Genomic DNA, 22,169 nt, shown 5'->3' on the forward strand with positions numbered 1-22,169 from the left:
TTCATGAATGGGTCTTTTTCGTTTATTCAAATAAGGGGTAAAATTTATTCCTGGACCAATACCACTTCATCATGTCCGCATTCAGAGCATTTCATGAGATGCGGGCATTGGCCTTTTTGAAGGGATTGAGGATATCCGTCGTTTTCTTTAAGTATGTCGATATCCATGTAAGCACTGTAATCATCAGCGTAGTCCATGAATTTCCCTTTATCATCAAGATCACTGCCGCATTTCGGGCAATTCACATGAATTTTCCTTAGACCGTTGCAAAGCGGGCATAAAGACATTGTTTTTCCTCCTGTTCCCAATACGTATGATCTCAGTATTTGTTGATTCCATTATTTTAACACATGGAAACACCCTCCCTAATACCAGTGGGAGGGCATTTCTATATAATTATTTATTAACCATGTTAGCTGGATTTACCCATGCCTTGAATTCATCTTCTGTCAGGAACTCCAATTTCAACGCCGCTTCTTTTAGCGTAGAGTTGTCCTTGAATGCTGTTTTGGCGATCTTGGCTGCTTTTTCATAACCAATATGAGGGTTCAATGCTGTTACCAACATAAGGGAACGTTCTACATTTTCTTTGATTTTATCTTCATTTGCAGTGATGCCAACCGCACAATTATTGTTGAATGAATGAATGCCTTCCGTCAATAATTTGACCGTTTGCAGGAAGTTATAGATGATGACTGGTTTGAATACATTCAATTCAAAGTTACCTTGGCTAGCTGCAAAGCCAATCGTGGCATCGTTACCCACGATTTGTGTTGCAATCATGGTAAGCGCTTCACTTTGTGTTGGATTGACTTTACCTGGCATGATGGAGCTGCCTGGCTCGTTCTCTGGAATGGCTATTTCGCCGATTCCGCTCCTAGGACCACTTGCCAGCCATCTGACATCGTTCGCAATTTTCATTAAATCGGCTGCCAATGCTTTTAAAGCACCATGTGCGTAAACGATTTCGTTATGGCTTGTCAATGCATGGAACTTATTATCAGATGTGACAAAAGGATATCCTGTATCCGCTGCAATTTGTTTGGCAGTAAGTCCCGGGAATTCCTTTTTTGTATTGATTCCGGTTCCTACAGCCGTTCCGCCTAGTGCAAGGTTCAATAATTTTTGGCTGCTTTCCTCAATCATCGCTAGATCTTTGTCGAGCATCGCCTTCCAACCGGAAATTTCTTGTCCTAATGTTAATGGTGTAGCATCTTGAAGATGTGTCCGGCCAATTTTCACGACATCCCAAAATTCTTTTTCTTTTGTATCGAATGTATCACGAAGAGCTTTGATGGCTGGGACCAATTTTTCAGCGACTTCCATAAAGGCAGCAATATGCATGGCGGTCGGGAAAGTATCATTAGAGCTTTGTGCCTTGTTAACATCATCATTCGGATGAAGGGTTTCCGATTCACCATTTTCCTTCAACCATTCATTCCCTTTGTTAGCCACCACTTCATTCACGTTCATATTACTTTGCGTGCCGCTTCCCGTTTGCCAAACCACAAGCGGGAAATGTTCATCAAGTGTACCTTCAAGGATTTCGCCGCAAATCTTGACGATGGCATTCCTTTTAACTTCCGAAAGATCACCAAGATCATAGTTCACCTTTGCCGCAGCTTGTTTAACGTATGCAAATGCACGGACTAATTCAATCGGCATTTTTTCGTTACCGATTTTGAAATTATTTCGGCTTCTCTCCGTTTGTGCCCCCCAATATTTATCGGCAGGAACTTTCACTTCACCCATCGTATCTCGTTCGATTCTGTATTCCATGTGTTCTCCTCCTATGTTTGCACGATTCATTGAAGACCTTTTGCATATGAAATGAATAATGTCGTATTATTCTTTCTCTCCATACATTGTACAAACTTTATTATTTTAAAGCAAAAATATCCGGCTGTCTCTTCCCATTTTTCTGAAAAATACATGATTCTTCTTGTTTATATGAAAATTCGGATATTTTTTTTAGACACATAAAGTGTTGACACCGCTAGGCTCCAATTGACCTAGTCATGAACATCTAAGCATTATCCACCCAAAATGTCCTTGACAGTATTTTTTATATATAGTAAATTCAAAAGAAATTGAATAATCTAAACTCTTATCGAGAGAGGTAGAGGGAATGGCCCGATGACACCTCAGCAACCTTCATTTGTTTCAAACCAATGAAAAGGTGCTAATTCCACAAGTTTGTGAACTTGGAAGATAAGAAGAATGACTCGTCCCTACTTAATCAAAGTCTTCTTCTTAAAGAAGACTTTTTTTTATTTTATATAACTCAAAGGAGCAGTGAAAACCATGTACAAAACTGAAACATATCTTGCTCAATTAGGAAATCGCAGTGAAACGGCGACAGGAACAGTCAATCCGCCGGTATACTTTTCAACAGCTTTTCGTCACGAAGGAATTGGCCAATCGACGGGATTCGACTACACAAGGACAGGTAATCCTACACGCCAACTATTGGAGCGATCCATCGCCGATCTGGAAAAAGGAGACCAAGGCTATGCCTGCAGTTCAGGAATGGCCGCCATTTCCACTATACTCGCCCTTTTTAAATCGGGTGATGCATGGATTGTCAGCGAAGATCTTTATGGCGGTACATATCGTCTGCTAGAACAAGGTTTTAAAAAATGGGGATTGCAATGTGACTATGTAAACACTTGTTGTTTGGAGGATATTGAAAAAGCCATCACTCCTCACACGAAAGCCATCTTCATCGAAACTCCCACTAATCCTCTTATGCAGCAAACGGACATTAGTGCCGTTTCCGCATTGGCCAAACGATATAATTTATTGTTAATCGTTGATAACACTTTTTACACGCCTCTTATTCAACAACCCATCCTGCTTGGAGCGGATATTGTGATTCACAGTGCAACCAAGTATCTCGGTGGTCATAATGATGTGCTCGCCGGACTGATCGTTGCTAGCGGCGCTGAATTATGTGATGCACTTGCCTTCCATCATAATGGTACCGGAGCTGTCTTGAGCCCATTTGATTCTTGGCTGTTGATGCGCGGAATGAAAACCCTGGCATTGCGGATGGAGCGTCATGAAAAGAATGCCAAGATACTTGTAGATTACTTATCGGAACATGATTGTGTTACGGACGTATTGTATCCCGGCAGAGGCGGCATGATTTCATTCCGTATCATTGATGAAGCGGCGGTCAACCCGTTTTTACAATCGCTCTCATTAATCTCTTTTGCAGAAAGCCTTGGAGGGGTCGAAAGCTTCATCACCTATCCTGCAACACAAACACATGCCGATATTCCGCTTGAAGTCCGAACGGCAAATGGGGTTTGTAATCGTCTGCTCCGCTTCTCCGTTGGCATCGAGGATAGCGATGATTTGATTGGTGACTTACAGCAGGCATTCGCACAGGTAAAAAGGGAGGCACTACGATGACAAATCATGATTTTAGCTTTGAAACCAAATTACTTCATAATCAACATAAATTCGATCCGACAACGGGCGGTGTGAGCGTCCCCATTCAGCACGCATCGACTTTCCATCAATCCGATATCGATCAATTCGGCAAATATGATTACAGCAGAAGCGGGAATCCAACTCGCGAGGCACTTGAAGACATCATTGCCGAACTTGAGGACGGCACCCATGGCTTTGCTTTTTCATCAGGTATGGCTGCCATTTCTACAGCTTTCCTGCTATTGTCTGCCGGGGATCATATCGTCATTTCCGAAGATGTGTATGGCGGAACTTTCAGGATGGTCACAAGCGTATTGTCGCGTTTCAATATTGAGCATACCTTCGTTGACATGACGGAACTTGAAAGCGTCAAAGCAGCAGTTCAGCCAAATACCAGGGCCATATACATCGAAACGCCTTCAAATCCGTTACTTAAAGTGACCGATATTCAAGCCGTATGCGATATCGCAAAAAAAGCCGGTGCCTTAAGTTTTGTTGATAATACATTCTTGACGCCAGCATTGCAAAAACCACTGAATTTGGGCGCTGATGTTGTCCTTCATAGCGCTACGAAGTTTTTATCCGGACACAGTGATGTGGTAGCTGGGCTTGCAGTAGTGAAAGATCCGGAATTGGCTGTAAGACTCGGTTCCCTCCAAAACTCCTTTGGAGCTGTTCTTGGTGTCCAGGACGCCTGGCTTGTAATGAGAGGCCTGAAAACCTTGTCAGTTAGAATGGAACATTCACAAAAAGGGGCGGAAAAGATTGCAGCCTACTTAAAGGAACAGCCCTTGGTGAAAAAAGTGTATTATCCCGGCCTAACCGATCATCCACAGTACGCCGTCCAGAACGGCCAGTCACTTGGAGCAGGAGCGGTCCTATCATTTGAATTGGAAAGTGAGGAAATCTTCCGTTCTTTCGTTAACACTGTCGAACTCCCTGTTTTTGCCGTAAGCCTTGGAGCGGTCGAATCTATATTATCCTATCCGGCCAAAATGTCCCATGCAGCCATGCCTGCTGATGAAAGGGAAAAGCGAGGCATCACGAACAGCTTGCTCCGTCTCTCTGTCGGACTTGAAAATCCGGACGATTTAATAAAAGACTTCGATGCAGCCCTCGTAACTATTGCAAAAGGGGAAGCAATTGCTGCAAAATGATTAAAGAATGGGTCCCTCATATATTATGGGCACCCTTTTTCTTAGCATCGTTGTTAACTCTTTTTCAACCCAGTCATAAAAAATGGCCATCGATTTTCCGATGGCCTTACTCTCATTTCTTCATATTATATTTAACCAGGAAGCGATCCACCCGTGGCCCCCTTTTTCAGCAAACTTCTGCTTTCCAGCATAAAAAGGGTGCGTCTCTGACGCAATGATTACTATTATCAATAATTATGATTGAAGGTACCAAAAACGGTACCCTCATTATAGTTTAATCTTGATTTTCCACCCTTATTCAATTGTGTTTAGCCAGCCATGCCTTTATGCGGACCAGTTTGCAATTCAAACATTTGATAGTACTTCCCTTTTAGTTCCATTAATTCTTCATGTGTACCATGCTCAGCGATCCGCCCTTTATCCAGTACAAGAATTTGGTCGGCATTTTTTATCGTGGAAAGTCTATGTGCAATGATGAAGGTCGTTCTCCCTTTTTTCAGCACTTCCATTCCCTCCTGGATAATTGCCTCGGTTTCGGTGTCGATGCTTGCTGTCGCTTCATCCAAAATCAATATTGCCGGATTGAATGCAAGAGCACGGGCAAAAGAGATTAGCTGCCGCTGACCGGAAGACAGCGTTCCTCCTTTTTCAATCACGGGTTCGTCCAGCCCTAGGGGAAGATGCTTCAGCACTTTGTCTCCCCCAACATCTCTTAATGATTTTTCAACCATTTCCCTTGTGATGCCTTTATGATTCAGACTGATATTGGATGCGATGGTTCCGGTAAATAAATAGGGATCCTGAAGGACGATTCCCATATGCTCCCTAAGGGTCTGATGAGGAATATCCAATATATCCCTTCCATCAATTTTAATTTGCCCTTCACTACTGTCATAAAATCGGAACAATAAATTCATTATGGAACTTTTTCCTGACCCTGTATGGCCAACTAAAGCAACCGTTTCCCCTTGTTTAGCAGAGAAGGAAATGTCCCTTAACACATATTCATTTTCCTTATAACCAAAAGAAACATTTTCGAATTGCACGTTTCCTTTGTATCTGGATATGTTTTCATCACAAACTGCGATTCCCTGCTCATCCAATAAACTGAACGCCCGCTCCCCTGCAACAAGCGCCTGTTCAAGATTAGCGAACTGATTGACGATTCCATGAAGCGGATGAAGCAGGCGGCTGATCAAATCAACAATTGCATACATCATCCCTAAGGAAAAGGCCGAACTTGCTGTAAGGGAAATCCCACCGAAATACCAGACGAATGCCATTAGCGCCAAAACCTTAATGACACCAATCAAATTTCCACCTGTCAACGAATTCAAATTGAGCATTTTATTTTGATAGGAATAATGCTCCCGGTTCAGATTTTCAAAAGATTGCTTCGTCTCCTTTTCACGTCCAAATGCCTGAATGATGCTCATTCCAGAAATGGATTCATTGATCATCCCATTAATATCGCTGACCCGTTCCCGAATGATGTGATTATATTTCGAGGCGAATTTACGGTATACCATCGTCCAGATAACGATGATCGGAATAAGCAAAAGGCCAATGGCACCGAATCGTGGATCAAGAATATACAAAGCAATCAGAACGCCAAAGATATTAATTGTACTCGAGAAGAAGTTGGCAAGCACGGTTACATATAATTCCCGGATCGCTTCCGTATCATTAGTGACCCTTGCAACAATTTTCCCTGCTGGCATATTATCGAAATAACATATCGGCAGACGGGAAATATGTGTGAAAATATCATTTCGCATCTTCTGTATGATTCGGTTCGCCGCTTTCTGTAAATAAAAACTCTGCCCATATTGAAAAATGGATGAAAGGATGACAAGACTAAAATAAAAAGCCACAAGCTTAATGATCCGCGGGATTTCCGGTTGGTAAAACCGCATCACTTCCTGACTCGTCAATTTCACTGCTTGCGCACGTTGCTCTTTCCCATCTTTCTTGATGATCAATGATTCGTTTTCCAAGGTTCTGCGCCCATCGATAGGGACAGCTTCGTTTATGAAGAGAAATTGATTGCCAACCTGCAGAACATGGACTTCCCTGCCTTTCCTCTCACCTTTTGCAAAGTAATCAGCCCTTTTATACCAATTTCCATCATACATAACAGCATCTTTTCCTTTACCTGCTTCATACCAGGTAGATTCGATGCCAAGTATATGTGAATCGATGATTTTCTTGGCAACGAAAGGACCTGTTAAATCGGCAGCTACCGAAAGTGCAAGCATGATCAGGGCGCCAATGATCAATTTTTTATAAAGGGTAGCATAATTAAAAAGTTTCTTTACGACCTTCATGCCTTCACCTCCGTCCCTTCGTCAACCTGCTGTCGTTCATATTGCTCCCTATACCAGCCATCATTCTGCAGTAAATCCGCATGTGTCCCCTCTTCGATGATCTTTCCGCTGTCCAACACGACAATTCTGTCCGCGTGCTGAACGGCTGATAAGCGATGGGTTGTGATGATGGTCGTTTTCCCTGCCCGTTCATTTTGGATATTTTCGATGATCGTCGTTTCAGTTTTTGCATCTACGGCGGATAAGGAATCATCCAATATAAGGATTTCTGGATTTTTGATCAGTGCCCTGGCAATCGAGATCCTCTGCTTTTGCCCTCCAGATAGAGCGACACCCTTCTCACCGACGAGTGTCTCAAGACGGTTTGGCAGCATCATTAAGTCCTTCTCAAAATCCGCAAGCCGGATAGCTTCAGACAGTTCATCTTCGGTTGCATCCATTTTACCGAATAAGATATTTTCCCTAACAGACTTCGAGAATAAAAAGTGGTCCTGTGGAACGTAGCCGATCCATTTACGAATATCTTCAAGGTTCATTTGCTCTAGTGGCATGCCCGCTAAAGCGATTTCACCTGTTCCTAAAGGATATTCCCGCAGCAATTGCTTTACGAATGTCGTTTTTCCACTTCCTGTTTTCCCCACTATCCCCAATGTTTTACCGCGCTCAAGCTGAACGGAAATATTGGATAGATTCACAACCGATGAGGAAGGGTATGTAAAATACACTGAATTGAAATGGATATTTCCCGGTTTTGGAATACTCTCCAGACCCAATGAATTTTTCACATCCGCTTCATATGAAAGGGTATCCTGAACGCGATCTAGTGAAGCATTTCCCCTTTGCATGACATTGATCAGTTCACCCACCGCGATCATCGGCCAAATTAACATGCCTAGGTACACATTGAACGAAACAAGTCCGCCAAGCGTTATGGCCTGTTGAAACACAAGATAAGCCCCGTACCCCAACCCGATTAAATAACTGATGCCGATGATAATGCTGATCGTCGGATCAAAGAGGGCGTCGATTCTTGCCACGGCTAGATTTTTACGGTATACATCCTCTGTCATTTCATCAAATCGCTTTTCATCTTCACGTTCCTGGACATAGGCCCGGATAACACGTACACCTGAAATGGATTCCAGGACCTTGTCATTTAAAGTACCAAAGGCTGCTTGTGCATCCGTAAAACGTTTGTAAATTTTCTTCACGTAAATTTGCATCATCACTGCCATGATCGGAAGTGGCAGCACCGCAGCAATCGTCAACTGCCAACTGATCGTGGCTCCCATCATGACTACAACCGTGATGGTGAACAGCACCGAGTCGACGAGGGTCAATATACCGAAACCAGCAGTGAGGGATATTGCCTTTAAATCATTGGTTGCCCTTGCCATTAAATCCCCTGTACGGTTTTTTTCATAAAAAGTCGGCGTCATTTTCAGCAAATGGCCCATAAATCCGGACCTTAGTTTTCGTTCGACCAAGTTTCCGCCGCCAAATAACAGATAACTCCATAAGTAACCAAATAGGTAACTGCCACTCAGTACCATGAGCAAATAAATAACGTATTTCATGACCCCTTCCTGCGTCATGCTGCCATTATTCATATCGTCGATGGCATTCCCGACAAGTTTTGGCGGAATAACCTCCAAGATATTCACTAGACATAGAAATAAAATCGCCAAGGTATAACGCTGCCACTGCTCCTTAAAGAACCAGGACAGCTTTTTAAAAATCGCAAACATGAATTCCCCTCCCTTTTGGTCAAACCATCACTCGCTAACCGCTTTCTGGATCTCCAGGTTGCAATAAGATTCCCAATGTCTTTTGTCTCATTTAAAATTCCTCCTATCTTTTATATGGAAAGGATGCTAATGCACCTGTACCCCAAATGTCAAAAAGCCCCCGCCAATTAGCGGAAGCTTTTTTAGATGCGTAATAACACATATAAAAGCGCAGGCCGCGAAAATTCCACAACCTGCGCTTAAAATGATCAATGAACACGTTCTCAATCCTTTGTCTAGAACGACAAGGTTTCACGGCAGGCGGACGTATGATATTCGGTTGTAACATCCTTGCGCTTAACTGATTTAGTCATGACGTTCGCCTCCTTCCCCATTAATTAATGGTAATTTTTAACTTATATTTAAAGATTACTACGTGTGCCTATCTTTGTCAATTGTGACTTTTCTAGATTATTGATGGATAATCCTTTATCCTTAATAAGAATGACGTAACCTAAGGAGGTTCAGCATATGCAATGGAGAAAATATATACTCCTGGCGGTTCCCTTTTTATTTTCATCCATTTTCATCTTATTTGCCGTACCGGTAAAATATAGAATGTTATCCTTCATTCCAGTGTTTCTTTTCTGGATAGTTTATTATATTTTATTGTACCTGGAAAAGAAGAAGAAAAATAACTGATGGCAAAAGAAATCCATGGCGTTGCAAATGCAACGCCCCTTTCTTGATGGGTTTGCATATAATGATCGAAAAACATTTGTGGTGATTGTATGTTCTCCCAATTTTTGAAAAAGCTGATGGGCAAACACCCTGTCAAAACAAAACCCATCATCGATGCTGAAAAATATGACACGCTAAAATCCCATTTACAAAAGGAGCTTTTTCAGCCTTTTGAAGGGCCAAAGGCTTTCTTTCCTGAGGAAACCGATCTGATAAAAAGAATTCGAACCGGGACGGCTGCCTTGAACCGGAACAATATCACAAGAACACAAGCATATCTTGCCTTTTACAATCGTAATCCAGAGGTCCATTGGGCCCTTTTAGCACATATGGTGTCGAGAAATGGGGGATACCATATGACTGACTTGAAAAGTTCTTCGATGACCCATCTCCTTGACAGAGCGGAACGGCAGAAATATTTCCTGTTCCTTGAGCGTGCCAACTCAGCCATATTTGCAGATGCTTTCCCTCAGCTTCTTTTATATGAACATTCTAAACAAAAAGAACTTCCGCTAAGAAGGTATTTACCAGTATTCCGCATTTCAAGATTCATGGCCCCGATTTGGGAATCTTTCATCGAAGAGCCCCATTCACCCCTTTTGACAACTGCACTTATCATTAATGAACAAAGAATGCTTCAGGAAAGGATATTAAAACGCACTCGTCATGGTGAAATCCTCCGAAGACTTGATTTTCAGCTTCAGGAATACTTAGGCTTCATGAAAGTGCTCTTTCCTTATGCAAACAAGCCAAACGGTCTTCACTCCTTGACAGGCCTGACCGTTGACCGCTTTGCCGACCCGAAACAGCGTATTGAAACGGGAAAATTATTATATGGGCTTCTTTTTCAGCATTCGGTAGTTTTTCGCGGTGTTGGCCAATTTACAAAAGAGGTTCCACACACGGGTTCCAGGGCGGATTACTGGGGACGCATATATACCTCTGACGCCTCCACCTCAAAAGATGATAAAGTGTACAGCCCCACTCTTCATGTTGCATGGCCAGATCAACCATTCTTTCCTCCCCATTCCATTGATTGGTACACGAATGAAAGCTTAATAGAAGATTTACGAAGCACACCGCTCATTAAAAAGGCGGACCTGACCAACAAGGTGCTCGAAAATGTCAATCAGCTCAAAACCCTTAATGGAATGAAAGCCATTTTCTAGCATAAAGCCTCTTACTTTGAATATCCCATCCTCCAATTGGCAAGAATGGTTAGCAAAAAGAATGGGTGAATCAAATGAGAGGCATTGTACTATTGAATCCAAATTACAAAATCGAGGATTTACATACGAATAAAAGCTTTGCAATCCAAAAGATTGTGACGCACAAGTATATAGTAGAGAAGAATATTTCCCCTGTCATACTGAATCCATATCAAATCAATCCTTATTACACGCTCCCGCATGAACTTCTATTCAATTTACAAAATAAAGAAACGGGTCAAATCGATTGCCTTGTGCTTCACTCTCTAGAATCGATTGAACGGTTCATCTATATTTACCCTGAAAAATGGCTTGAGCTATGCGGTTATTTCAAAGAGATTATCAGTGTCGCGTCTCAAACCCCCGTTTGGAATTATGAAGCTAATTAAAGCTTAAATAACATCGCGGTACTTAAGTCGTTGTCAATGGATTCCAAAGGTTGTAGTCATTAATCGTTCATTTACAAGGCTTCCTTCCAAGGAGCTTTATTTATGCACCTCTTTTTCTCATGAGCGACCCATACATGCATCCTCCTCATGATTGTCGCTGTGCCGCTTCGCCCTCTATATCTATTAAAACCCCTCGGACTCATTTACCATTATTTTTATATCAATTTTCCTAATTATAAGATTACTAGGAATTATATAACTTCAAAACGATATTTTGGAAATATAGATAAATTTACGGATAAAGCATAGAAAAATAAGTTAATTTTATATATCATTGGAGATAGGAATTTTCTTATTTTTTACTATTACTAGAAAGGAATGTTACTGATGGCCAAAGAAAAAAAGAAAAAAACCCCAATTCCTTTCCGACTGAACTTCATGTTCTTTTTAATATTCATTTTATTTTCAAGCTTAATAATCCGGCTTGGCATCGTCCAGATCGTGTATGGGGATGATTACCTCCGCGAAGTCGACCGAACGGAAAACGATGTGGCCAATACCCCCGTTCCCCGTGGTAAGATGTATGACCGCAATTTGAATCCAGTCGTTGATAATGAGCCACGTAATGCCATCACTTATACGAAATACCCGAATACAAAAACGGCAGATATGGTGAAGACGGCAGAGGTCCTTGCTACCTTGATAGAAAAAGATACGAAAAAGGTAACCCTGCCGGATAAAAAGGATTTTTGGATTTTAAAACATCCGAAAGAAGCCGATGCCTTGATTACCAAGGCAGAGAAGAAGAAAGTCATCGAAAAGAAACTAGAGCAAAAAGATTTATACAAACTTCAAATGGAACGGGTAACCGATGAGAATATCAAGGAATTCTCCAACGATGACTTGGAAGTGATCGCCATCTTCCGGGAATTCAATAGTGGCTATGCCCTCGCACCGTCGATCGTGAAGAATAAAGATGTCACCACTAAGGAATTCGCCAGGGTTAGTGAACATTTGGATGAAATGCCAGGCGTGGACGTAACGACGGATTGGGAAAGGACCTATAAGTATGATAAGACCCTCCGCTCTGTTCTTGGCAAGGTCTCTTCTTCCGAAGAAGGCATTCCCAGTGAAAATATTGACTATTATCTGGCACGCGACTATACCAGGAATGACCGGGTCGGAAAAAGTTATATCGAAAAACAATATGAAGATGTCCTGCGCGGTCAAAAGACACGGATTGAAAATGTGCTGAGCAAAGGGGAAGTCATCAAAACGAATACCCTCACTGAAGGGCAAAGCGGAAAAGACTTGATCCTTACAATTGATATGGAGCTACAGCAACAGGTTGAAAAAATCATCGAGAGCGAATTGCGCAGAACTAAGGCTAGGGGAAATACCTACTTATTGGATCGTGCCTTCGTCGTATTAATGGACCCGAATACAGGCGAGGTGCTTACGATGGCCGGCAGGCAATACGGCCACAACAGTAAAACCGGATTGACAGAAATGAACGATTTCGCCTTGGGAAACATTACGACCTCCTATACAATGGGGTCATCTGTTAAAGGCGCTACGGTCTACACAGGCTTTCAAACTGGAGCCATCGCACCAGGGTCAGCTTTTTTTGACAGAAAACTCCTTTTAGCAGGGGCTAAGAAAGGATCTTATAGTGATTTGGGTTATGTAACCGATGTCTCCGCGTTAAAGAAATCGTCGAATGTCTATATGTTCATGACGGCAATCAAAATTGCCGGCGGTCATTATATCCCTCACCGGCCGTTAGGAATCAACCGGGAAGCTTATTCAATCATGCGGAATCATTATGCCCAATTTGGATTGGGTGTCCGCACAGGCATCGACCTGCCAAATGAATCCGTAGGGTTTAAAGGAGTCGATATGTCAACAGATGGATTGCTGCTGGATTTATCGATTGGGCAGTATGATACATATACTCCTATGCAATTGGCACAGTATGTTTCGACGATTGCAAATGGCGGAAAAAGGCTTGAGCCCCATATGGTCAGGGAAATCAGGAATCCTTCCAATGAACACCAAGAATTGGGCAGCGTTTTTAAAACAATGAGTCCTAAAGTATTAAACGATTTAGGCGGGAAAGACATTTGGATGCAACGTGTCCAGGAAGGATTCAGACAGGTTGCCCAGGAACCAGGCGGGACGGCATATAAATATTTCGGCGGGAAGTCCTACCGTGCGGCAGCAAAAACGGGTACTGCCGAGGCCTTTTACGACGGACCGCGGAGGAATCAATATAGCGCGCCAGTACCGACTATCAATCTGACGCTTGTAGGTTATGCACCTCACAATAATCCGGAAGTGGCATTTTCTGTCGTCGTGCCATGGGTGTATCAAGGTAAGCCCTCTGATGATATTAACAAACGAATCGGGCGGGACGTAATGGACGCCTACTTTAAATTGAAGGAAAAAAGAGCAAAAGGTGAATCTGATGCAGATTAAGCAGTAGAAAGCACTCAATGATGATTACAAAAAAAGGCCTGTTCGATTACGAGCAGACCTTTTTTGATGCTCCATTTATTCCAGCTTTTGAACGAACTCCTTATAAAGGGCCCTAAGTGCATCTCCCCTGCTGATGATGCCGACGACTTTATCATTTTTGTCCACGACGGGGATTTTCTTGAAATGATGCTTGGAAAGGACCTTTATCAATTCATCTAACGGATCTTCGGGAGATAGCTTTGTTATCCTTTTATTTTTAATGATTTGTGAGACTTTATCATTCATTTTGGATGTAACCTTTTCATCCAACTCTTCACCGGGAAGAACCGTAATATAGGTGAAATATCCCATGATGGCTTCCTCTGCAGGTGTCAAGTAACGGAGGATATCCCCGTCCGTCACCATTCCCAATAGCTTATCCTGTTCATCCACAACAGGGACCCCGCCCACTTTATTTTCGATTAAGATCCGCAGAATTTCCTTTAAAGTAAAATCAGGACGGGCTACGTAGACTTCCCTTATCATGAAATCCTTGACTAACATATTACCACCCCTTTTTTTTGTTTCGACGTTCTGTCATTCATCTCTCCTCTATTAATACCCTTACTTATTCTATTTAAAAACCCTTGCCGCCTGAACGGCTTTTTTCCAGCCAGTATATAAATCCTTCCGTTCCTTTTCTTCCATCTCGGGTTCGAATTTCTTATCGACTGTCCATAGTCTTGAAATCTCTTCCTGACTTTCCCAATATCCGACAGCGAGTCCAGCTAAATACGCTGCTCCTAACGCTGTCGTTTCACTAATAACCGGTCTTTCGACCGGCACATTCAGGAGGCCGCTTTGAAATTCCATCAAGAAGTTGTTTTTGACAACCCCGCCATCGACCCTCAATGCCTTTAGGTTAATCCCTGAGTCGACTTCCATGGCTCTAAGGACATCTTTTGTCTGGTAGGCCAACGCTTCCAATGTTGCCCGGACGAAATGCTCCTTCGAGGTCCCCCTTGTCAGTCCGAATATGGCTCCCCTTACATCACTATCCCAATAAGGAGTACCTAATCCAACAAATGCGGGGACTACATAGACACCATCGGCTGATGTGACCCGCACAGCATACTTTTCACTGTCTTTCGGATCATTCAAGAGTCTCAGCCCATCCCTTAACCATTGTATGGCCGAACCTGCGATAAAAATACTGCCTTCCAAGGCATATTCGACTTTTCCATTCAGACCCCATGCAATCGTGGTCAACAGGCCATGTTCTGATTTCACTGCCTTTTCTCATGTATTCATCAGCATAAAGCATCCAGTGCCATACGTATTCTTTGCCATTCCTTTTTCAAAGCATTCTTGTCCGAACAAAGCTGCCTGTTGATCTCCAGCTGCTCCGGCAATCGGGATTTCGTGTCCCAAGAAATGGTGTGGCCTGTTTTCCCGTATATCTCAGATGAAGAGCGGACATCCGGAAGCATCGATTGAGGCACTTGCAGGATTTCCAGCAGCTCTTCATCCCACTTCAGGTCATGAATGTTATACATCAGCGTCCTTGAAGCATTCGAATAATCGGTTACATGTGCTCTGCCACCCGAGAGTTTCCATATCAGCCACGTATCGATCGTACCAAACAATAAGTCTCCGTTTTCAGCCTTTTCCCGTGCCCCATCTACATTGTCGAGAATCCATTTCACCTTTGTACCGGAAAAATAAGCATCAATCAACAAACCGGTTTTCCGCAAAAATAATTCATCGAGACCCTCATCCTTCAATTGCGAGCAGATTTCGCTTGTCTGCCGGGATTACCAAACGATGGCATGATGAATCGGCTTACCTGTTTCCTTTTCCCATACCACGGTCGTCTCCCGTTGATTTGTGATGCCAATACCAGCAATCTGTTCCGGTTTTACATTCATTTCCGATAGACAGGAAGCGATTACCGATAAAATGGAACCCCAAATTTCATTGGCATTGTGCTCCACCCATCCAGGATTCGGGAAATATTGGGTGAATTCCTTTTGGGCAATATGTAAAACTTCCCCACTTTTATTAAATAAAATGGCCCGGGAACTTGTCGTTCCCTAGTCCAATGATATTATGTAAGTTTCCATGGCCGTCTCCTCCTACACTTAAGAAGAGTTTCATTTCAGCTTAAGTGTCATGCTGTTTTTTTCTTCATTTTACTAGATATATCCGCGAAAACAAAAAACATATAAATTTCGGCTGAAGTATTGAAAAATATTGGCAGGTTAAGAGTTTATCTTTTACAATGAAAATAAGTTCGATAGGAGGAATGGAAATTGAATAATCATGAGATAGATTTTAAGTTATATGGAGATGACATGCAGTTTGTTGAAGTGGAATTGGATCCTCAGGAAACGGTGATTGCCGAAGCTGGAAGTTTAATGATGATGGAAGATCAAATCAAGATGGAAACCATCTTTGGTGATGGGTCTTCAAATAGTGACAGCGGAATGATGGGTAAGCTATTCGGTGCCGGGAAACGGCTCCTTACTGGTGAGAGTCTTTTCATGACGGCTTTTACTAATGAAGGACGAGATAAAAAACACGTTTCATTCGCATCGCCTTATCCAGGTAAGATCATTCCGATGGATTTAAGCGAGCTCGACGGGAAAATCATTTGTCAAAAAGATGCTTTCCTGGCTGCAGCAAAAGGCGTTTCGGTCGGAATAGAGTTTCAGAGAAAAATAGGGGCAGGCTTCTTTGGCGGCGAAGGTTTCATCATGCAAAAACTTGAAGGAGATGGTATGACCTTCGTTCATGCCGGTGGCACGATCCATAAAAAGGAATTGGCTGCAGGAGAGGTCTTACGCGTTGATACAGGATGTTTAGTCGCAATGACTAGCGGGGTAGATTATAATATTGAAACTGTAAAAGGCGTGAAAACCGCTTTATTCGGAGGCGAAGGTTTATTCTTTGCAACATTAAAAGGACCCGGGACCGTCTGGGTGCAATCTTTACCATTCAGCCGGCTTGCCAGCCGTGTATTTGCTGCAGCGCCGCAAAATGGAGGATCATCCGAGGAAGGCAGCGTAGCTAGAGGCTTATTCAATTTATTCAACGATAAATAAGAACCGGACCAATGGCTGCCATCATGGCAGTCATTGATCTCTTTTGAAAAGGATGGGTAGCTACATGCAGCTTGTTAAGTGGTCCTACATGAGACGCTATAATATCAGGGCTATTTTTGATCAATTCCCGAATTCGCCTGTTATTTTCCGAAAAATAAGAGATTACTATTTTGTTTATACCATTCACTGGACAGCTGCCGATGCCCCTATCGACATAAAAGAGCTTGAAGAAATGGAACAGCTGCTCAACCGTGAACTCGGAACTGAACTTCAATATCTCTATCGAAAAAAATGAGGTTACTCCACGTATATCATTTTCCTTGTCATGCCTCCATCGACGATAAGATCCACACCCGTAACGAAATCATTTTCCGTTGCCGTCAAATAAAGACAGGCCCTTGCAATATCTTCCGGTTTGCCAACCCGATTGGAAAAATGCTGTTGATGATCTTTATCTCTCAGCGATTCATACTCACCCGTTTCAATCCACCCCGGAGAAATAGAATTGACCGTAATTTTCTCGTTGCCTAAAGAAGCAGCAAGTGCATGTGTCAGTGCTTTGATCCCTCCTTTTGTCGCTGCATAGGATTCTGAATCCCGCTCAGACATTATCGCTCTAGTTGATGCTAAATTGATGATCGCACCTCCCGTTTCATTTTTCCGCATCGATGCAGCAGCCGCCCTGGAACAAAGGAAAACGCTGCGTAAATTCGTATTCATCATATCATCCCATTCCTCAATCGTCAGATCATATAGCGATTTGAATAATGCCTTTCCCGCATTATTGATTAATATATCAATGGTCTTATATGTTTTTAGAGTTACATCCATCAAATGTTGAATGTCAGATTCTTTACGAACATCCGTTTTGACGAACATGGCTTCATGACCATTACTTTTGAGCTCTTCCACATACAGAAGACCTTTCCGCTCGTCCAAATCTGCGAGAACGACTGAAGCACCGCTTTCTGCATATCCTTTTGCCACACCTCTCCCAATACCATTCGAAGCGCCTGTTACAATCACCGTTTTATTAATGAAACCCATTATTCCATCCCCACTTTCACAGCTTATTTTTCCCTAGCATAATATCTAATTCGCTTCACTTCAAACAATTTCCTTGACCGATCAACAAATCCTTTTCCTTATCATCAACAATCAGCAGGGCCCTTATATTTTTGTAGCTTCCACAAAGTGATGTATGATAGATAATAACAACAAGATTGAACCAGGGTGAAAGGCATACGCTGTTATTTTTCTTACAGTGTAAAATTCATATTGGAGGAATGTAAAAATGGACTTATTAAAAAATGTGTTTTCTTTAGGATTAGGTGCTGCCGCTGCTACAAAAGAGCAAATTGAAAAAGCAGTGGACTCTCTTGTGAAAAAAGGAGATATCAGCAAAGAAGACTCCAAGGTCCTTATTAAGCAATGGGTCGAAAAAGGGGAACAAGCCCAAAAACAGCTGGATGATTCCGTCAAGGCCAAAGTCAACCAAGCGCTAAACGGTCTAAACTTGGCAACTAAAGAAGAAGTTCAGGAATTGGAGCGACGTATCAAAATTTTGGAGAAACAGAACCCAAACATACAATCGTGATCAGGAGGTACTTGAATGTTTCGCAAGCGACTGAAACACGCACATCGTTACCAAGAAATCATTAATGCCTTCTTGAAAAATGGTTTTGGTTACTTCATCTATCGCCTGGGATTATCCGAGAACAAAGCATCAAAACTCCAACCCGATGAAAACCTGAACCTTCGCTCAATCGGAGAGCGGCTGCATACGATATTACAAAGCTTGGGGCCTACATTCATTAAACTTGGTCAGATTGCCAGCACGAGGCGTGATTTCGTTCCGGACGAAATCGTCCGCGAACTTGAAAAGCTACAGGACCAGGTCACCCCCTTTCCATTTGATAGGGTTCGCAAAATTGTCGAAGCGGAATTAGGTGATTCTTTAGAAAACATTTTTCTTGAATTCCACGAAAAGCCACTGGCAACCGCTTCGATTGGGCAGGTTCATACGGCACGGCTTCCTTCACAGGAAGTCGTAGCAATCAAAGTGCAACGGCCCGATATTCTGCCGACTGTGGAAACGGATTTGGAAATTCTCGATGATTTGGCAAGACTTATGGAAGCTCGGATATCTTGGGCAAGACGCTACCAAATCAGAAAAATGATTGATGAATTCGCTAAATCACTCCGCGCAGAACTCGATTATAACTCCGAGGGCCGAAACGGGGAAAGAATAGCTAAGCAATTCATCGATGATCAAGGGTTTAAGGTACCAAGGATCCATTGGGAGTATTCTACAAAAAGGGTCCTGACGATGGATTTCATTCAAGGAATTAAGATCAATCATTATAAACAGCTTGATGAAGAAGGGTATGATCGCCGGCAAATCGCGGAAAGATTAGTGAACTCCATGCTACATCAAATATTGATCGATGGCTTTTACCACGGCGATCCCCACCCTGGCAATATCATCATTTTGCCAGGGAATGTCGTCGCACTCATGGATTACGGAATGGTGGGACGTCTAGAGGACGAAACGAAGTATCAGTTCGCCTCGCTTGTCATCAATCTGAAACGCGGAAGCACCAATGGATTGATCAAGACGCTTTCAGATATGGGCCTTCTGACGGACGAAATCGATTTGGCCCCATTAAGGGGGGATATTGATGAACTGCGAAATAAATACTATGATATCCCACTAAGCCAAATCAGTTTAGGCGGCGCAGTCAATGACCTGTTTACGGTTGCCAATCGGCACCAGGTCCAAATCCCTCCCGAATTCACGATGCTCGGCAAGGCCCTGCTCACCGTGGAGGCCATTGTCGAAGGGTTAGATCCTAATTTCAGCATTATGAAGGCAGCTGAACCTTTTGGGGAGAGGCTTTTTAAGGAACGCTACAATCCAAAAAACATTGCGAAGAACGCCTGGAATCAATTCATCGAGTCTGCTGAAGCCATTGCCGAACTGCCCAAGGATATCAGGGAAGTGACAGGAATCATTAAAAAAGGGAAATTACGGCTCGATATCAATATTCCCGAACTTCAAGTTTTTTTACATAAGCTTGATCAAATCTCGAACCGGCTGTCTTTCAGTATTATCCTGCTAGCATTCAGCATAATCATGGTCGGTCTCATTATCGGCTCTGCAATAGGCGGGGAAACCTTGACCCTATGGAAAATACCTGTTATCGAGATTGGATTTGTCGTTGCAACCCTGATGTTCCTACTTATGCTCTACACCATTTTCAGATCCGGAAAAATGTAAACTTACGAAAAAAGGTCCGGATTGGTTTCATCTCGTACCCTGAATTTAAACAAGACTAAATTATCCTTAAAGTTTTTTACTGTAGCCCCCACTGGATTAAAGAAATTTGCGGCACCCTTGCCTAATAACTTGTCTGGCCAAGTCCCCGCTATATGCTTGCAGCGAGGGCGATGGGCGGACAGTCGGCGGATTTCCAAAAGCAAGTTTTCTATAGTTTGTAGGGAAACCCCTTTAATAAGGAGTTTCCCTTTTTCAAGTTTTTCAATCATTGGTTATTTATCCGACGTTCATATGAAACAGCATATGTACTATGGCGAAAATGCAAGATTCGGTCTTCCGAGCACTCGATTCCTTCAGGTATATTGGTTGGATCAAACATTAAATGATCTTTAAACACTGCCGATTTTTTGGAGACCTTTAAATGCCCGATAGTAATTGCCTGTTTATCTTCCGACCAAGCTTTGGTCGGATCGTCAGTCGGGTCATTTTCTCCGCCTATTTGTATGTTCAACTTAAAGCCTACCGGACCTTGCTTGAGCCTCTCTTCCATTTCTTCATCCAAATACTCTGGCGAATGCTTAACTACCTCCTTTTTTTCTAGCATACTAAGGCCGGCATCAGGTACCCACTCATACTTAATGGCCTGCCGCCTTCCTTTCGCGTTAATGAAATAGAATGCATGAATGGAGTAATATTGACAGGTTGAAAAACTGGCTGGAGAACGCATTTCTTTAAGCATTTGCAGGCTCGCCTTGCTTTCAGGGTATTGCCACAGGATTTTTGCAAGTTCTTTCAGATTGGGGAATCCATCTTTTGCAGATTTGAAAAAGCCAGCGATATCAACAAACGCTTCTGGTGTTTTCGCGAAGAATAACGGTATGGTCACTGTAATAAGGTCTGACATCTCTCCGTTCGGCAATTGAAACTTGACGGCCATGCCTTTTACAGGGGAAATGGCATCAGGATGGCTTGGAATCGGCGAGCTATTTGAAAACCGAATGATCGCCGGTACGGCTTCATCCTGAAGATGCGAGGCAACCGTTAATGGGGACGCTTTTCCATTTGGGGTAAAAACCCCCTCATAAACATATCCTCTTGCATGTGCACGCCGATAACCAGGATGTGTTCCAGCTACATTTTCAATCACATTAACTGCTTCTCTGGCTAGATCAGGTTTATAAACGTTCGTTCCCGACATGATACCTCACCCCATCTTTTCTGATTCGAATCCATGTTCTTCGTTATTACATGTACCCCTTATTCCATTAGCTTATTCAAGTTCTTACATGAATCCAGAAACCGTTGATTGCTAAAAACACCTGGAAATATTCAGACGCTGCACAAATCATGTTTGAAAAAATACTCATTCCTGTTCCCTGTCCACCTGTGAAAGGATGACATGGGTAACGGTTGTAGCAAAAGGAATCGTCCGATTGATGAATTCCTCCACTTCTTCAAGGCTCTCACTGTGGATTTTCAACATAAAGCAGGCCTGCCCGGCAATTCGATAACAAAAGTCAACATTCTCCACCTTGGAGATATACCTTTTGAATTTCTCATATTCCCCATTTTTTATCGTTGCTTCCACGATACACTCAATCGGGAACCCGATCTTTTTATGATCTATCTCGGCAACATACCCTTTAATGATCCCGAACGATTCCATTTGCCGTACCCGTTCGGCAACGGTCGGGGCAGAGAGGTTTACTTTCTTTGCCAACTCCCTCATGGAAATTCGGCTATTCATCGATAATTCTGCAAGGATGCTCTGGTCTTTTTCATCTATTTTCATTTCACAATTATCCCCTTTCTTTTCATTACATTTAATCATTATTGTCACTAAATACTTTACAAACGGAATTAAAATTCATGGATTTTTATATTAGAATTATCTCAAAGGGGAGATGTTCATGACAAGAGTAAAAAAATCATCGCAGGGATCCAGTCCATTTCAAAGATTATTTCATTCAGAAGATATTTCGCATAAATGGTCTGACCTGTCAGATTGCATATCTGCAGATGGAAAACTTTCGAAGAAGTTAAAGGAAAACGTCAGGAGGGTGCTGGCATACGGTAATGGCTGCTCATACTGCCAGGCAAAAGGGATACCACTAAAGCCGGAAGATATGAAAGAAAGCTATGCAATCGCCTTTGCGGAAGTATTCCTCTTGCAACGTGAAAAAACGGAGGAAAAGTTTTTCCAAGTATTGAAAGAGGCATTTAGCGATGAAGAAATTTCTGAACTATTGGCATTCATTTGTTTTACAACGGCCCAGCAATACTTCGGGGCTTTGATGGATTTATAATAACAACAAAAAAGGAACAGGCACCTCGCCTCGTT

Annotated in this window: 19 protein-coding genes, 1 pseudogene and 1 riboswitch; of the genes and pseudogenes, 10 read left to right on the forward strand and 10 right to left on the reverse strand. The window is 42.6% G+C overall.

The window, feature by feature from the left end; genetic code table 11:
• Positions 1–44: 44 nt before the first annotated feature.
• The gene (locus IOC57_RS16140; RefSeq protein ID WP_207439689.1) at positions 45–287 is read right to left on the reverse strand and encodes a hypothetical protein; all 243 of its coding nucleotides are present in this window, start codon (positions 285–287) and stop codon (positions 45–47) included.
• A 109-nt stretch (positions 288–396) separates the two neighbouring features.
• Positions 397–1,779 (reverse strand): class II fumarate hydratase, encoded by a 1,383-nt coding sequence (gene fumC, locus IOC57_RS16145; RefSeq protein WP_207439690.1) that lies wholly within the window; start codon positions 1,777–1,779, stop codon positions 397–399.
• A 325-nt stretch (positions 1,780–2,104) separates the two neighbouring features.
• A riboswitch (SAM riboswitch) is annotated at positions 2,105–2,218 on the forward strand.
• Positions 2,219–2,304: 86 nt separating this feature from the next.
• Here fumC and IOC57_RS16150 point away from each other — a divergent pair.
• Complete coding sequence (locus tag IOC57_RS16150; RefSeq protein WP_207439691.1) at positions 2,305–3,417, forward strand: methionine biosynthesis PLP-dependent protein; 1,113 nt, start codon at positions 2,305–2,307, stop codon at positions 3,415–3,417.
• Positions 3,414–4,595, forward strand: coding sequence for a cystathionine beta-lyase (gene metC / locus IOC57_RS16155; protein WP_207439692.1), 1,182 nt, complete (start codon positions 3,414–3,416; stop codon positions 4,593–4,595). The genes IOC57_RS16150 and metC overlap by 4 nt, the downstream gene beginning before the upstream one ends.
• Positions 4,596–4,903: 308 nt before the next feature.
• Here the strand turns inward: metC and IOC57_RS16165 are convergent, their stop codons facing one another.
• Both IOC57_RS16165 and IOC57_RS16170 read right to left on the reverse strand, forming a co-directional pair.
• Positions 4,904–6,922, reverse strand: a complete 2,019-nt coding sequence (locus tag IOC57_RS16165; RefSeq protein WP_207439693.1) for an ABC transporter ATP-binding protein — start codon at positions 6,920–6,922, stop codon at positions 4,904–4,906.
• Positions 6,919–8,670: an ABC transporter ATP-binding protein gene (locus tag IOC57_RS16170; protein WP_207439694.1), complete on the reverse strand. Its 1,752-nt coding sequence runs from the start codon at positions 8,668–8,670 to the stop codon at positions 6,919–6,921. The genes IOC57_RS16165 and IOC57_RS16170 overlap by 4 nt, the downstream gene beginning before the upstream one ends.
• Before the next feature lie 770 nt (positions 8,671–9,440).
• Here IOC57_RS16170 and IOC57_RS16175 point away from each other — a divergent pair.
• The 3 genes from IOC57_RS16175 to IOC57_RS16185 all read left to right on the forward strand — a co-directional run bounded on the left by IOC57_RS16175 (position 9,441) and on the right by IOC57_RS16185 (position 13,465).
• The gene (locus IOC57_RS16175) at positions 9,441–10,559 is read left to right on the forward strand and encodes a DUF2515 family protein (protein ID WP_207439695.1); all 1,119 of its coding nucleotides are present in this window, start codon (positions 9,441–9,443) and stop codon (positions 10,557–10,559) included.
• Positions 10,560–10,633: 74 nt separating this feature from the next.
• On the forward strand, positions 10,634–10,987 hold the full coding sequence (locus IOC57_RS16180) for a hypothetical protein (protein WP_207439696.1): 354 nt from the start codon (positions 10,634–10,636) through the stop codon (positions 10,985–10,987).
• A gap of 387 nt (positions 10,988–11,374) precedes the next feature.
• Complete coding sequence (locus IOC57_RS16185) at positions 11,375–13,465, forward strand: peptidoglycan D,D-transpeptidase FtsI family protein (RefSeq protein WP_207439697.1); 2,091 nt, start codon at positions 11,375–11,377, stop codon at positions 13,463–13,465.
• A 75-nt stretch (positions 13,466–13,540) separates the two neighbouring features.
• On the opposite strand, the gene IOC57_RS16190 is transcribed toward IOC57_RS16185, so the two are convergent.
• Positions 13,541–14,008 (reverse strand): CBS domain-containing protein, encoded by a 468-nt coding sequence (locus tag IOC57_RS16190; RefSeq protein WP_207439698.1) that lies wholly within the window; start codon positions 14,006–14,008, stop codon positions 13,541–13,543.
• Between the two features lie 69 nt (positions 14,009–14,077).
• Positions 14,078–15,516: pseudogene (glpK, locus tag IOC57_RS16195) on the reverse strand (glycerol kinase GlpK).
• A gap of 240 nt (positions 15,517–15,756) precedes the next feature.
• Between glpK and IOC57_RS16200 the strand changes: the two are divergent.
• Together IOC57_RS16200 and IOC57_RS16205 are read left to right on the forward strand one after the other, a co-directional pair.
• The gene (locus IOC57_RS16200) at positions 15,757–16,548 is read left to right on the forward strand and encodes a TIGR00266 family protein (protein ID WP_207439699.1); all 792 of its coding nucleotides are present in this window, start codon (positions 15,757–15,759) and stop codon (positions 16,546–16,548) included.
• An 88-nt stretch (positions 16,549–16,636) separates the two neighbouring features.
• Complete coding sequence (locus IOC57_RS16205; RefSeq protein WP_286184928.1) at positions 16,637–16,843, forward strand: hypothetical protein; 207 nt, start codon at positions 16,637–16,639, stop codon at positions 16,841–16,843.
• Positions 16,844–16,845: 2 nt separating this feature from the next.
• Here IOC57_RS16205 and IOC57_RS16210 read toward each other — a convergent pair whose 3' ends face one another.
• The gene (locus tag IOC57_RS16210) at positions 16,846–17,595 is read right to left on the reverse strand and encodes a glucose 1-dehydrogenase (RefSeq protein WP_207439701.1); all 750 of its coding nucleotides are present in this window, start codon (positions 17,593–17,595) and stop codon (positions 16,846–16,848) included.
• A 247-nt stretch (positions 17,596–17,842) separates the two neighbouring features.
• Between IOC57_RS16210 and IOC57_RS16215 the strand changes: the two genes are divergently transcribed.
• Both IOC57_RS16215 and IOC57_RS16220 read left to right on the forward strand, forming a co-directional pair.
• Complete coding sequence (locus tag IOC57_RS16215; protein WP_207439702.1) at positions 17,843–18,145, forward strand: phasin family protein; 303 nt, start codon at positions 17,843–17,845, stop codon at positions 18,143–18,145.
• 15 nt (positions 18,146–18,160) lie between these two features.
• On the forward strand, positions 18,161–19,828 hold the full coding sequence (locus tag IOC57_RS16220) for an ABC1 kinase family protein (RefSeq protein WP_207439703.1): 1,668 nt from the start codon (positions 18,161–18,163) through the stop codon (positions 19,826–19,828).
• Between the two features lie 2 nt (positions 19,829–19,830).
• Here IOC57_RS16220 and IOC57_RS16225 read toward each other — a convergent pair whose 3' ends face one another.
• From IOC57_RS16225 to IOC57_RS16235, 3 genes are all read right to left on the reverse strand, one after another.
• Positions 19,831–20,097 (reverse strand): hypothetical protein, encoded by a 267-nt coding sequence (locus IOC57_RS16225; RefSeq protein WP_207439704.1) that lies wholly within the window; start codon positions 20,095–20,097, stop codon positions 19,831–19,833.
• On the reverse strand, positions 20,094–21,026 hold the full coding sequence (locus IOC57_RS16230; RefSeq protein ID WP_207439705.1) for a catalase family peroxidase: 933 nt from the start codon (positions 21,024–21,026) through the stop codon (positions 20,094–20,096). Before IOC57_RS16230 ends, IOC57_RS16225 begins: the two co-directional genes overlap by 4 nt.
• Before the next feature lie 165 nt (positions 21,027–21,191).
• Positions 21,192–21,620 (reverse strand): Lrp/AsnC family transcriptional regulator, encoded by a 429-nt coding sequence (locus tag IOC57_RS16235; RefSeq protein WP_207439706.1) that lies wholly within the window; start codon positions 21,618–21,620, stop codon positions 21,192–21,194.
• Positions 21,621–21,738: 118 nt separating this feature from the next.
• Between IOC57_RS16235 and IOC57_RS16240 the strand changes: the two genes are divergently transcribed.
• Complete coding sequence (locus tag IOC57_RS16240) at positions 21,739–22,134, forward strand: carboxymuconolactone decarboxylase family protein (protein WP_207439707.1); 396 nt, start codon at positions 21,739–21,741, stop codon at positions 22,132–22,134.
• The last annotated feature ends 35 nt before the right edge of the window (positions 22,135–22,169 follow it).

It is taken from the genome of Bacillus sp. SD075 (assembly GCF_017355165.1).
In the GTDB taxonomy this organism is placed as follows: Bacteria; Bacillota; Bacilli; order Bacillales; family DSM-1321; genus Peribacillus.